Genomic DNA, 11,617 nt, shown 5'->3' on the forward strand with positions numbered 1-11,617 from the left:
TGACCCATGGATATTCCAGCATAGGCGAGGCGGGCTTTTACTTCAATGGTTCGTTTCCAGTCCTGATTCCTGCGGCAAATTCGGTCAAACCGACTTCTTGAGCGTCCGCCCGACGATGGTCTGGGTCAGCGCATCGATCACTTCGGCGTTGGCCAGCGGGTTCCGGATCAGGGTGAAATCCACATCGCCCACTGGAGGCAGGTCGAACCGGCGGGTGATGATCTTGAGGTCTTCGGGAACCAGCGACGTCGGCATCACAGCCACGCCGATGCCTGCCCGGAGTGCCGCCAGGACACCACTGATCTGCCGGGTAGTGCACGTGATCCGCCAGGTCCGGCCGCTTGATTCCAGTGCATCGATGGCCAGCTTCCGGCTGAGGCTGGGGGAGGGGTAGGAGATCAGCGGTACGGGATGCCCGGGCTCCAATGACGTCTGTTCCAGCCCCACCCAGGAAAAGGTGTCGTGCTGGACCACCGTGCCGTCCTTGACGCCAGCCACCCACTTCACAAACACCAGGTCCAGCTGGCCGGCATTGAGTTTCTTGTACAGCTGGTCGCTCTGGCCAACGGTGAGCTCAAGGTTGATCTGTGGATAGACCTGGCGGAACTCCCGAAGGATCCGGGGGAGGCCGGTGATGGCGAGGTCGTCCGCCGTGCCGAACCGCAGCCGGCCCCGCATGGCCGAGCCGGAGAAGTATCGGGTGGCGGCATCGTGGGCCGAAAGGATGGTGCGGGCGAAGCCGGCCATCGCGTCACCGTTGTCCGTGAGCCGGACATCGCGGGTGTCCCTGCTGATGAGGATGCGCTTCGCCGCCGTCTCCAGCTTGCGGACATGCTGGCTGACGGTGGGCTGTGCCAGGCCCAGGCGCTCCGCGGCCTTGGTGAAGCTGAGCGTCTCGGCTACGGCCAGGAAGGAACGGAGCTGGGTGGGTTCGTACACAGTGGACTCCTTTGGCTGCGGCTGACTGTCCACCCACGTCAGAGTGGGCATTATTACGCTTTGTAATGCTAGTTATAGGCGAGATAGGGCTACATAATCACCTTGAATCAGCCTAGCGTGGGAAGCATCCCAGTCCGCCCGCTTCCCTGAGGACATCCCTGTGGCACCCCCACCGCCAACGTCGGCAACCGTCAGCCAGCCCGTCATCGACTCCGCCTCCGCCTCCGCGTCCGCTACCGCCGCCTCCGCCCAGACCCAACCCATCGCCGTCGTTAGTGAACACCTCCCCTGGCGGCACACGTTTATCTCCCTGAAAGTCCCCAATTTCCGCATCTTCGCGATCGGGCACTTTGTCGCCGTCGTCGCCCTCTGGATGCAGCGGATCGCCCAGGACTGGCTGGTGCTGGAACTGTCCGGCTCCGTCACCGCCGTGGGCATCACGGTGGCCCTGCAGTTCCTGCCGTCGCTGCTGTTGGGGCCGTGGGGCGGCATGATGGCGGACCGGTTCGCCAAACGCCGGATCCTCATCCTGTGCCAGAGCCTGGCCGCGGTCCTCGCCGCAGCGCTCGCGGCACTTGCCCTGACCGGCGCCATCGAAGTGTGGCACGTGTACGTCATCGCGCTGCTGCTGGGCCTGGTCACCGTGCTGGACCAGCCCGCGCGCCAGGTGTTCGTCAACGAACTGGTGGGCCCCAAATACCTCCGGAACGCCATCAGCGTCAACTCCACGACGTTCCAGCTGGGCGGCCTGATCGGTCCGGCACTGGCGGGACTGCTGCTCACCGCGGTCGGCGCAGGCTGGGCCTTCGCCGTGAATGCGCTGGCGTGCTGCTCCACCGTGGCTATGCTGCTGCTCCTGCGCAAGAACCAGCTGTTCGTTAGTGCCCCTGCGCCCAAGAAGAAGGGCATGCTGCGGGAAGGACTGCAGTATGCGCTCAGCAAGCCCACCATCTACTGGCCGTGGCTGATGGCCGGTTTCATCTCCGTCTTCGCCATGAGCCTGCCCGTGCTGCTCGCCGCGTTCGCGGACCACGTGTTCGACGTCGGCGCCGGCGGCTATGGCCTTCTGAACGCCCTGGTGGCACTGGGGGCGTTGGCCGGTGCCGTCGCGTCCACACGGCGCCGCCAGTTGCGGCTCCGCTCCGTGGTGTTCTGTGCCGGAATGTATGGCCTGATGCTGTGCCTGGCCGCCCTGGCGCCGTCCATGCTCTGGTTTAGCGTGGTGATGGTCCTGTCCGGATTCTGGTGCCTGATGTTCCTCACCGGCTCCAACCAGCTCGTCCAGATCAGCTCCAACATGGGCATCCGGGGCCGGGTCATGAGCCTGTACATCATGGTGCTGATCGGCGGCCAGGCCATCGGCGGGCCCATGCTCGGGTGGATCGCCGAGTACGTGGACCCGCATGTGGCACTCATGGTGTCCGGCGGGGTGCCGGCGCTCGCCGCGGTGACTGTCGCCGTCGTCCTGGCCCGAAAAGGCGCGCTGGCGCTCAGGGTGGACCTCAAGGACCGCCGCCACCCGCTGCGGATCGTCCGCCGGGTGGCCACGGCGTAGGGGGCCACGGCGTAAAGGGCTGCAGACCTTGGGCCGCGGCACCTACGCCGCGGCCCAAGGCGGCAGAGCCTACGCCGGCAGGTGCGGGTACTCGGCCTCGCGCCGCTGGAACTCCAGCACGTCCTTGTTGAGGACCACGCCTTCGCGGATTTCGATGGCGCGGGAAATGGTTTCGTTACGGTCCCACTCCGCGGGGCCGCCGATGACTGTCTCAAGGAACGGCAGCAGGGCCTGGCTGATCTCCCAGCTGGAGGAATTCCAGAGGTAGGACGGGCTGTGGTCCACCGCGTAATAGTTGATGTGGTCGCCCATGGTAAACATCGGTTCTGCGAACGTGGTGGAGCGCGCCCAGCTGAAGCCCATTCCCTCGTCGCACGAAACGTCCACGATCAGGCTGCCCGGGCTGAACGCCGCGAGGTCCTCAGTCCGCAAATAAGTCAGCGGATTGTTCGGATCCTGCAGCGTGCAGTTGACCACGATGTCGCTCTCGGCCAGGAACGGCGCCAGCGGTACCCGGCCCCGCTCGGTGATGACCTGGCTCAGGAAGGGGGCCTTGTCGTCGTGATCAAACTGGACGATGTTGACCGAGTGGATCGGGGCACCAACCGCCGCAACTCCGCGGTTGGTCAGCACCTGAACGTCGTGGATGCCATGCGCGTTCAGCGCGGTCACGGCGCCGCGGGCGGTCGCGCCGAAGCCGATCACCACGGCACTGAGCCGGCGGCCGTAATCACCCGTAGAGCCGGTGAGCGAGAGCGCATGAAGCACCGAGCAGTAGCCGGCCAGCTCGTTGTTTTTGTGGAACACGTGTAGCCCGAATCCGCCGTCGCTCGCCCAGTGGTTCATCGCTTCGAAGGCGATGAGCGTGAGCTTCTTGTCGATGGCCAGCTGGGTGATGGCGCGGTCCTGGACACAGTGCGGCCAGCCCCAGAGGATCTGGCCGTCGCGCAGTTCCGCGAGGTCCTCAGGCTGTGGCTTGGGCAGGAGTACGACGTCGGCCTCCGCAAGCAGCGCTTCCTTGGTGGCCATTTTGCCCACGAGGGTTGAGAGCTGGTCATCCGAGACGCCGAAGCGCTCACCGTAGCCCTGCTCCAGGATGATGCGCTGGCGCAGTTCCGGAGCGATCCGCTCGAAATGCAGGGGGTGGATGGGGAGGCGGCGTTCGTCCGGTTTCCGGGTGGATGCCAGGACGCCGAGGGTCAGGTGGCTCTGTTGGCCACTCACTTCTTTTTTGCGGCCTTGGACGTGATGTCCAGGGAGGTGGCCGGCGCTCCGGCGGCCCGCTTGTCGGCGCGCTTTTCCTTGATGGACTTGCCGGCTTTTTTGGATGCTGCTTGACGCGGGGACTTGTCAGCCATGATTGCTCCTGTAGCGGAACCGAAGAGGTTCCTGACTTCTGACGATACACGGCTGGGCCTAACGGCCCCCGGGTGATGGCCGTTTGGAGTGGGATTCGCCGCGCCGGCGCGCCCGCTGCTGTGGTGCGAAAACGGTAGTGAGAAACATTGGAGCGGCTGACGGGAATCGGACCCGCGTATCAAGCTTGGGAAGCTAGCGCTCTACCATTGAGCTACAGCCGCATCGCCCCGTTTTGAGCGGGGCAGAACTTAGCTTAGCGCAGATGCGATCACGCGCCAGCAACCGTGACCACGCACTGGACCCGTGTCCGCCGGGATGGCCGCTACCGGCCGCGTCATCCAGTAACTCTTCAATAACGGCGCCGTCGGTGGCTAGGTCCGGGGCGGGCCGAGTGGCTACTCTGAACCCGTTAGCTGCGGTGTCATGGGGGTGGGGCGGGCTACCACCTGACCAGCCGCTAACTAAGGACTCCCATGGTATTTGCAGAGCACGAGGTGCTTATCCGGTGCGACGCAATGACCGTGTACGCGTTCCTGGTGGACGGAATGAACCTTCCCCTATGGCGCAAGGGCATCCGCAGCATCGGCTTGATGTCCGGTGCTGCCGGAACCAAGGGCGCCGTTTACCGGCAGACGACCACGGGCCGGTCAGGACGGACAATCCCCGCCGACTTCGAAATAACGCAGGCCAGGCCGGGCGCCGAGATCCAGTTCCGTGTGATCTCGGGACCGTCGCAGCCCACCGGCGGGTACTACCTCAGCACCGAACCGGCCGGCACCCGCGTCAGGTTCGCCCTCGAGTACCAGCCCAAAGGCCTCCTGGGCCTGATGAATACCGGCATCCAGCGCACCATCAGGGCCGAAGTGTCCCAGCTCGCACGGCTCAAAGATGTCCTGGAAGTGCGGACGGCCGCCTGAGGGCTACTGCGCCAGCCGCTGGCCCGCCCAGCTGCCGGTAATGTTCGACGGCGACGCAAGGCTTCCGCTGCTCAGGTCCCAGTACTGCACCACATCGTTGGCCCGGCGGAGCGCGACCCCCGTGGAATTCAGGGCTGTCACGTCGCGCAGCGGACGGATCCCGGTGACGTCTTGCCAGCCGGTGGTGACGGTGAGCCGGGCTTCGACGCGTGGCGCCGGAGTGCCAGCTCCGCGGTAAAGCTGCACACCGCCGTCGGACCTAATGGCCAGGAGATCCTGGAAACCGTCGGCGTCATAGTCCACCATGCTCAGCTTCCTGGCCGATACTCCCGTGGCCATGGTTGTGCGTGATGACATGTCCGCCAGGCCCACGTTCGGGTAGAGGTACAGGTTGCCGGCGGTATCCAGGGCGACCAATTGGGGGAGCCGGTTGTTGGCGCACCAGCCGCCGACGGCCAGTGTCAACGTCGCCCAGCCGCCCGAGCCCAGCGTGAACGAGGTTTGGAACCCTCCGGTAGCGATACCCCGGTGGAGCGTCAGCCGTCCGTCGTTCCACTGCGTCAGGAGGTCATAGGCGCCGTCGCGGTCCCAGTCCGTGGTGAATACTTCCTTGGCCGTTCCGAAACCGGAGCCGATGACCTTGGCAGCACCAAAGGTCCTGTTCCCTGTGGAGGGGCGGTTGATGAGCTGGCCTGAGGCGTTGATGGTCACCAGATCAGCGGCACTGGTGATGGCCGCGCTGCCTAAATCCAGGGTGGGCGGCATGTGTTTGACGGCGGGGTCGCACACGGTTGGCGTTGGGGCGGGGAAGGCGCCCCCGCCGGCGGAGCTGCCTCCAGGGGAGGTGACGGTGCCGGCGGGCAGGGTGGTGTAGCCGAAGAAGTTCACCACACCCCAGATGGTGTACAGATTGTTCGTGTACGAGATCCCGGCGCCCATGACGTTGAAGCGCGGGTCTAGCAGCATGGCGTTGTGGCCCTCGGAGTTTTTCCACCACTCCACCAACTGCGCCGCGTTGCGGTCCGTGCGGATGGCAATGACCTCGCCGGCGCCATTGTTCGGACTCAGGGCGCGGGGATCGGTCCAGAAACTGGCGCGGTGCTCAATGACGTCCCGGGACGCGATGCTGTCGGACCATTCCTGCGCCATGCCGGCCACCGTGGGGTGGTACTTGACCGGGGCCAGGCTGTTGGCCGCCCGGTAATTGTTGATTTCGTTGAAAACCGTGAGGATGGCGGCCGTGTTGCTGTCCGGCACCAGGGCCTCGGTGCCAAGGGATTCGGTAGTGATGGATTCCGTTGCGGGGGTCGGCGGGGTGGGAGCCGCGGTTTTGTTCTGGCTCAGTTCCGCGTCGGGGGCCCAGAGGGGTGGCAGGGAAGGCGGCTCGGGGGCGAGGGGCTCGGAGGTGGCGGTCTCGGGGGCAGCCACCGTCGCCGTCGGCGGCGCCGCTGCGGTCCCTGACGTGCCTTCTCCGGCGGGTGATGCCGGTGTGATCACCGGTTCCACGGCCGGGGCGAGCGGGGAACCGGTGCCGGTCTCAACGTCGGGCGCGCCGCCGTCGTCCGCTGTTCCCGACGGTCCCAACGTGACCGTGCGCGGTCCAAAGGCACCAGCCTGGACGGACGGCGCATTCTCCGGCGGGCCGGAATACATGCCGGCGGCCGGGGACACGAGGGCGAGCGCGCACAACATGGCCACAACGGCGGGCGCCGCAAATTTATTCAAAACCAACCCCAGATCAGTTCAGTTGTACCAACCGGGAGACCATCCGGCGGCTGACATGCTGAGGCAACATTAGCCCCACTAGGCGACAGCAACAACGAAAAAGTGTGCGCTGTGGACAACGCATAGTAATTTGGGACGGTGCTGATCTCTGACCGCGACATTCGTGCCGAACTAGACACCCAACGGATCGTCCTCGAACCGTACGATCCCGCGATGGTCCAGCCATCCTCGGTGGACGTGCGGATCGACCGGTTGTTCCGACTTTTCGACAACCATAAGTACGCGCACATCGACCCCGCCGAAGAGCAGCCCGAGCTGACGCGGCTTGTGGAGGTGGAGAGCGGTGAGCCGTTCATCCTGCACCCCGGCGAGTTTGTCCTTGGTTCCACCTACGAGGCCGTCACGTTGCCGGACGACATTGCTGCGCGGTTGGAAGGTAAGTCGTCCCTGGGCCGTCTGGGCCTGCTGACGCACTCCACGGCCGGGTTCATTGATCCGGGGTTTTCCGGCCACGTCACGCTGGAGCTGTCCAACATGGCCACGCTGCCCATCAAGCTCTGGCCCGGCATGAAGATCGGCCAGCTGTGCTTCTTCCGGCTGACCTCTGCTGCTGAGTTCCCGTACGGTTCCGGCGAATACGGCAACCGCTACCAGGGCCAGCGCGGGCCGACAGCCAGCCGCAGCCACCTGAACTTCCACCGCACGAAGGTCTGAGCCTTTTCCATCGAGGGGTGAGGTCTCGGCTCTAACCGTCCGTCTTGGCGCCGAGATCTAACCTCTCGGTGCGGCAGCTTGGGAACCACTACTCCTCCACTCTGTGGATAACCGGGTTGGGGCAGCCCGGCTGTGCCAACAATAGGTCATGCGGCAGCCCTCACCTCTTCCGGACCACTTCGCTGGACGTTCCTTGACCCTTCATGAGCAGGTCCACGCCGGCGTCCCCGCTGCGCGTGCATGGCGGCGTGATCTCCGCGTGGCAAGCCGCGGAGTACGGGTTCCCTGGGGTGCGTCGCAGCCTCTTCACCACACCTGCGCATTGCTGGCCACACTCTCTCCCGGTCTCGTCTGCTGTCTGGCCACCGCGGCGCTGCTGTGGGGCTGCCCGCTGCCATTGGCACTTCAGAACGAGCTGAAAATCCACTTGGCGAAGATCGGCGGAGGCGCCCGGCCGGTGCGCAAGGGGGTATCCGGTCACCGGCTGGGCCTTCGCAGCCAGGATATGGGGGAACTCGACGGCGTCCCGGTCACCTGCCCTGCGCGGACGTGGCTGGACTTGGCCGCGGTCCTGGACTTGGAGGATTTGGTGGCGGCGGACTACTTCATCTGCAGCCAATCGAGGAGCTTCGGGCCTAAGAAGGACGCGCTGTGTTCACTCGGGGACCTTCTTGAGCAGGTCCACTCCACCCCGGGCGCCCGCGGTTTCCGGAAAGCCAGGCAGGCTCTGGAACTGTGCCGGGTCGGGGCCGATTCCGCGCCGGAGACCCGGCTGCGGCTGGCCATCGGAAGGCTCGGACTGCCGGAACCCGCGCTGAGGTACGTGGTGCAGGACGCTACTGGGTGGGAACTTGCCTGGCCAGACGTGGCGTTTCCGGACTTCAAGGTGGCCGTTAATTACGATGGCCGGCATCAATTGGAAGAACGCAGCGTGAGTCAGACATCCGGCGGGACGAGTCCATCGCGGCCATCGGCTGGGCATCGGTGACTGTCACAGCCGGGCATGTACGCCAGTGGGGCTTCGACGGATGCGCCCACCGGGTACTGGACTCCCTTGCTCGGGCGGGATGGCGGATCGAGGGGTGAGGTCTCGGCGCCAACGGTCCGTTATAGCGCCGGGATCTCACGTCTCGGTGCGGGGAGTGTGGTGGCCTACGCCTTCGCGGCCAACCGGACAGGCCCGCCGAACGCCTTGAGCACCGGTTCCACATAGCGCGCGGCCAGCGGCCCGAGGACGGCCATGATCAGCACGTAGGCGGTTGCCAGGGCGGCGACATCGTCCGGGACCACGCCCGACGCCACGGCCAGGCCGGCGATAACGATGGAGAACTCGCCGCGGGCTATCAGGGCGGCGCCTGCACGGAAGCGGCCCGGGCGTGCAATTCCGGCCCGCTTGGCAGCCCAGATGCCCGTGAGCATCTTGGTAGTGGCAGTGATGGCCGCCAGGATCAGAGCCCAGCCGAGTACCGGCGGGATGGTCGACGGGTCTGTGTTGAGCCCGAAGGCCACAAAGAAGATGGCCGCAAAGAGATCCCGCAGCGGTTCCAGGATCCGGGTGGCGCTGTGGGCGGTAGCCCCCGAGATCGCGATGCCCAACATAAACGCGCCCACTGCGGCCGAAACCTGCAGGGCGGACGCGACGCCGGCCACCAGCAGTGCGGCACCGAGCAGGTTGAGCAGGAATACTTCGGAGTTTTCGCTGTGCACCGCTTTTGATACACGGTGGCCGTGCCGCAGCGCCACCATTAAGACGACGGTGACCACCGCCAGCGAGATTGCTACCGTGGTGAGCCCGCCCAGGAAGCTCACACCCGCGAGGGTGGCGGTGAGGATGGGCAGGTACACAGCCATGGCCAGGTCCTCGAACACCAGGATGGACAGCACCACGGGGGTCTCGCGGTTACCGATCCGGCCCAGGTCCGTGATGACCTTGGCAGCGATCCCTGAGGACGATATGTACGTGACGCCGCCCATAACCATGGCGCCCACCGCTCCCCAGCCGAGCAGGAGCGCCAGTGCCGCGCCGGGGATGAAATTCAGCACCAGGTCAAGAACACCGGCCTGCCAGGACCTGCGCAGACCGGTGAAAAGCTCGGCAGCCGTATATTCCAAACCGAGCATAAGCAGCAGCAGGATCACGCCGATTTCGCCGGAGAGATGTGCGAATTCCTGCATACCTTCGAGCTTGACCACGCCGCCTGCGCCGAAGGCGAGGCCGCCAACGAGGTAGAGCGGTATGGGTGACATTCCGATCCGTCCGGCCAGCCTGGCCAGGAGGCCGAGACAGAACACAACGGCCCCCAGTTCAATGAGGGTCAGGGCCAGCGGGTCCATGACGCTCAGCCGTTGCGCAGGATATCGGCCGCCGAATCGAGGCCTTCTTGCGTTCCAACTGCAACGAGGAGGTCACCGGAGTGAAGTACGACGTCGGGTCCCGGCGACGGGAGCACTTCGCCTTCACGCATGATCGCCACGATCGAGACACCGCAGCGGGTGCGGATGCAGGCCTTCCCCATGGGCTGGTTCTGGAACGGGGATTCCGGGGCGATGGAGAACTGCCGGGTCACGATGCCCGGGATCTCCCGGTGCTCTTCAGTCAGCTTCATGGCAAGGTGCTGCCCGCCCAGGAGGTTACCCAGGGTGGCGGCCTCATCGCCGGTCAGGGGAATCGACGCCTGGCAGGTGTCGGGATCGTCCCAAGTGGAAACGATGAGTTCCATCGTGCCCTCGCGCAGCTCCACGACGCCGATGCGGCGGCCGGAAGTCGTCATGAAGTCCTTCCGCCGGCCCAGGCCGGGGAGGTCAGTCTCGTCCACGTTCATACCACCAGCCTAGTCTTTGCAGGCCGGTTTCGGGCGGGGGTGCCGAAGGCGGCGCGAGCGGGCAGCAGATGACGTCAGACCCCGGATTTGAGGTCATCTGCTGCCCGTTCGCGCTTCAAGGGGGTGGGGCTTAAGTGTCCGTTCGCGCTAGGAGGCTGGAACGACGGCGATGGCGGTCTTGTCCGGCGACTTTACCGGGAGCAGGACCAGCAGGCCGGCGAGCAGCACCACCATGATGCCCAGGATTCCCCAGCGCTGGGCCTCGCCGGGCGCAACCAGGGGAGTGGCCAGCGTGATGCACAGGGTGAACAGCGCCGGAGCGAGGAAGCTGACGGCACGCCCGGTGGTGGCGTAAAGGCCGAACAGCTCGCCGGATTCGCCGTGGGGTGCCAGCCGGGCCAGGTATGCCCGCGACGAGGACTGGGCAGGCCCCACAAACAGGCACAGGAACAGCCCGAAGACCCAGAAGGTGGTGCTGCCGGCCCACGCCGTGCCAAAGAAGATGTAGTTTTCGTTGCCGAGGACCAGGATCATGGTCCCGGCGACCAGCAGCCCCACCAGGGAACCCATGATCACGGCCTTGGGCCCTACACGATCGTCCAGGAACCCGCCGATGATGGCGCCCACGGCCGCCACCACATTGCCGAAGATGGCAAAGAAGATGACCTGGGACAATTCGAAGCCAAACGTGCCGGCCGCGATGATCCCGCCGAAGGTGAACACGGCCGCGAGGCCGTCCCGGAACACTGCGCTGGCCAGGAGGAAGTAAATGGTGTGCGGGCTGGTGGCGTAGATTGCCTTGATCCGGCGGATCAGCAGGCGGTAGGAGGCCAGGACGCCCAACGGTTGGGCCCGCTCCGGCCGCGGCAGCTCCGGGACAGCAAACAGCACCGGCAGGGCAAAGATGAAGAACCACAGGGCGGAGAACACGGCCACCAGCCGGATGTTCAGGCTGTCCTCGGTGGAGGCGCCGAACCAGTCGAAGCTCGGTTGCACAAACAGCTGCAGCACAATCAGCAGGGCCACAATGCCGCCCAGGTAGCCCATGCCCCAGCCGAACCCGCTGACCTTGCCGATGTTCTTCGGCGTGGAGATCTGGGCCAGCATGGCGTTGTAGTTGACCCCGGCGAACTCAAAGAACACATTCCCCAGCGCGATCAGGGAAACGCCCAGCAGCAGGAACTCCGGCCGCGGGAACACAAAGAAGCACAGGCCCGTCAGGATGGCGACGGCGGCCGTGTTGACCCCCAGCCACAGCTTGCGGCGCCCGCCGTTGTCCGAGCGCTGCCCGGTCACCGGAGCGAGCAGCGCGATGGCGATCCCCGCAACGGCCAGCGCACCGCCAAGAACGGCCGAAGCCTGATCTTTGCCGCCGAAGGCATTGGAGGTGAGGTAGACGGTGAAAACGAAGGTGGTCATGATCGCGTTGAAGGCCGCAGATCCCCAGTCCCAGGCGGCCCAGGCGAGGACTCGGCCCTTGCCGGTGGCCTGGGTTCCGGACGCGAGTTCCGATGACGGCTGCATGGCCTCAGGAGCGCTTGCGGTGTTCATAGGCTGAATCGTATCCGCCCCTGGCGAACATCGCG

Annotated in this window: 11 protein-coding genes and 1 tRNA gene; 4 read left to right on the top strand and 8 right to left on the bottom strand. The window is 65.5% G+C overall.

Annotated features, from left to right (window positions below):
• Positions 1-84: 84 nt before the first annotated feature.
• Positions 85-939, bottom strand: coding sequence for a LysR family transcriptional regulator (locus tag NG698_RS03385; RefSeq protein WP_056341377.1), 855 nt, complete (start codon positions 937-939; stop codon positions 85-87).
• Between the two features lie 160 nt (positions 940-1,099).
• On the opposite strand from NG698_RS03385, the gene NG698_RS03390 reads away from it, so the two are divergent.
• A complete protein-coding gene (locus NG698_RS03390) occupies positions 1,100-2,494 on the top strand; it encodes an MFS transporter (RefSeq protein ID WP_252608045.1) in 1,395 nt (464 codons plus the stop codon).
• 69 nt (positions 2,495-2,563) lie between these two features.
• On the opposite strand, the gene NG698_RS03395 is transcribed toward NG698_RS03390, so the two are convergent.
• From NG698_RS03395 to NG698_RS03405, 3 genes are all read right to left on the bottom strand, one after another.
• Positions 2,564-3,718, bottom strand: a complete 1,155-nt coding sequence (locus NG698_RS03395; protein ID WP_252608047.1) for a N(5)-(carboxyethyl)ornithine synthase — start codon at positions 3,716-3,718, stop codon at positions 2,564-2,566.
• Positions 3,715-3,852 (bottom strand): hypothetical protein, encoded by a 138-nt coding sequence (locus NG698_RS03400; protein ID WP_167349828.1) that lies wholly within the window; start codon positions 3,850-3,852, stop codon positions 3,715-3,717. The genes NG698_RS03395 and NG698_RS03400 overlap by 4 nt, the downstream gene beginning before the upstream one ends.
• Positions 3,853-4,000: 148 nt before the next feature.
• A tRNA-Gly gene (locus NG698_RS03405) sits at positions 4,001-4,074 on the bottom strand.
• A 252-nt stretch (positions 4,075-4,326) separates the two neighbouring features.
• Here NG698_RS03405 and NG698_RS03410 point away from each other — a divergent pair.
• Positions 4,327-4,770, top strand: coding sequence for an SRPBCC family protein (locus tag NG698_RS03410; protein WP_058930847.1), 444 nt, complete (start codon positions 4,327-4,329; stop codon positions 4,768-4,770).
• Positions 4,771-4,773: 3 nt separating this feature from the next.
• Here NG698_RS03410 and NG698_RS03415 read toward each other — a convergent pair whose 3' ends face one another.
• Positions 4,774-6,495, bottom strand: coding sequence for a CAP domain-containing protein (locus tag NG698_RS03415; protein WP_308293013.1), 1,722 nt, complete (start codon positions 6,493-6,495; stop codon positions 4,774-4,776).
• A 138-nt stretch (positions 6,496-6,633) separates the two neighbouring features.
• Here NG698_RS03415 and dcd point away from each other — a divergent pair, with 138 nt between their 5' ends.
• Positions 6,634-7,209 carry a dCTP deaminase gene (gene dcd / locus NG698_RS03420; protein WP_252599167.1) on the top strand — a complete coding sequence of 192 codons (576 nt, stop codon included), beginning with the start codon at positions 6,634-6,636 and terminating at the stop codon, positions 7,207-7,209.
• A 322-nt stretch (positions 7,210-7,531) separates the two neighbouring features.
• Positions 7,532-8,197 (top strand): hypothetical protein, encoded by a 666-nt coding sequence (locus NG698_RS03425; RefSeq protein ID WP_252608048.1) that lies wholly within the window; start codon positions 7,532-7,534, stop codon positions 8,195-8,197.
• Positions 8,198-8,361: 164 nt separating this feature from the next.
• Here the strand turns inward: NG698_RS03425 and NG698_RS03430 are convergent, their stop codons facing one another.
• The 3 genes from NG698_RS03430 to NG698_RS03440 form a co-directional block, all read right to left on the bottom strand.
• On the bottom strand, positions 8,362-9,543 hold the full coding sequence (locus NG698_RS03430) for a cation:proton antiporter (RefSeq protein ID WP_252608050.1): 1,182 nt from the start codon (positions 9,541-9,543) through the stop codon (positions 8,362-8,364).
• Between the two features lie 5 nt (positions 9,544-9,548).
• Positions 9,549-10,031: a cation:proton antiporter regulatory subunit gene (locus tag NG698_RS03435; RefSeq protein WP_056341364.1), complete on the bottom strand. Its 483-nt coding sequence runs from the start codon at positions 10,029-10,031 to the stop codon at positions 9,549-9,551.
• A gap of 147 nt (positions 10,032-10,178) precedes the next feature.
• The gene (locus NG698_RS03440) at positions 10,179-11,582 is read right to left on the bottom strand and encodes an MFS transporter (RefSeq protein WP_252599163.1); all 1,404 of its coding nucleotides are present in this window, start codon (positions 11,580-11,582) and stop codon (positions 10,179-10,181) included.
• Positions 11,583-11,617 lie beyond the last annotated feature (35 nt).

Origin of the sequence: Pseudarthrobacter raffinosi (assembly GCF_023913735.1) — a bacterium.
GTDB classification, from domain to species: domain Bacteria; phylum Actinomycetota; class Actinomycetes; order Actinomycetales; family Micrococcaceae; genus Arthrobacter; species Arthrobacter raffinosi.

Excerpts from the sequence above, each read along its gene's own strand:
- NG698_RS03400 (WP_167349828.1), bottom strand. The coding sequence starts at position 3,852 with ATGGCTGACAAGTCCCCGCGTCAAGCAGCATCCAAAAAAGCCGGCAAG.
- NG698_RS03410 (WP_058930847.1), top strand. The coding sequence starts at position 4,327 with ATGGTATTTGCAGAGCACGAGGTGCTTATCCGGTGCGACGCAATGACC.
- NG698_RS03430 (WP_252608050.1), bottom strand. The coding sequence starts at position 9,543 with ATGGACCCGCTGGCCCTGACCCTCATTGAACTGGGGGCCGTTGTGTTC.
- NG698_RS03435 (WP_056341364.1), bottom strand. The coding sequence starts at position 10,031 with ATGAACGTGGACGAGACTGACCTCCCCGGCCTGGGCCGGCGGAAGGAC.
- NG698_RS03440 (WP_252599163.1), bottom strand. The coding sequence starts at position 11,582 with ATGAACACCGCAAGCGCTCCTGAGGCCATGCAGCCGTCATCGGAACTC.